Below are 526 nucleotides of genomic sequence, written 5' to 3'. Positions count from 1 at the left end.
CTCACACCGCACCTGGATGGTCGCCGCCGCGCCGCCTGCGAGGACGACCGCGAGCGTGAGGACGATCGCCGGGAACACGATGGCCGTCTCCGCGGTCACCGCACCGCGGTCTTTCGAGTGGTCCTTCGGGTGGTCCTTCGAGTGGGAGGACTGGGATCGAGCGCGGTGGCGCGGATCACTCAGCGAGCCGTGCAGGCGATTGATGATGTGCGCGAACATGGTGGGCCTTTCTGGGTGGGTCCGCGGGTGACCGATCGGTTCCGCGAGAGTCGTGGGCGGGGTCGGCTCCGTGCTCGGTCCCGAGGGGCGTGGCCGGTCTTGATCCGCCGTCGCCGGGTTGAGAACAGAAGCGACCGTCCGGGAAGCGGGAAAGCAGGGAAGTCCTGGGGCCGCCGTCCACGACGGCGGCCCCAGGGTTCAGATGCCCAAGGCCTTGTTGATGATGGCCATGAGCAGCTCGCTGACGGTGTCCGAGGCGATCACGGCCGCCATGACCCCGCCGAACGCGGCCGCGGCGAGGAGCACG

Annotated in this window: 1 protein-coding gene and 1 pseudogene; both read right to left on the bottom strand. The window is 69.6% G+C overall.

Translation table 11 applies throughout. The annotated features are described in order from the left end of the window. A pseudogene (locus tag GTW58_RS14410) lies at positions 1–219 on the bottom strand (hypothetical protein); the annotation flags it as partial. Positions 220–417: 198 nt separating this feature from the next. Further along, entirely contained in the window at positions 418–525 is a 108-nt protein-coding gene (locus GTW58_RS13950; RefSeq protein ID WP_168023647.1) for a DUF4244 domain-containing protein, read from the bottom strand. Position 526 lies beyond the last annotated feature (1 nt).

Source organism: Kocuria subflava (genome assembly GCF_012163155.1).
Taxonomy (GTDB): domain Bacteria; phylum Actinomycetota; class Actinomycetes; order Actinomycetales; family Micrococcaceae; genus Kocuria; species Kocuria subflava.
The sequence above is the reverse complement of the archived record's forward strand: the minus strand, read 5'-3'. Positions and strand labels throughout refer to the sequence as shown.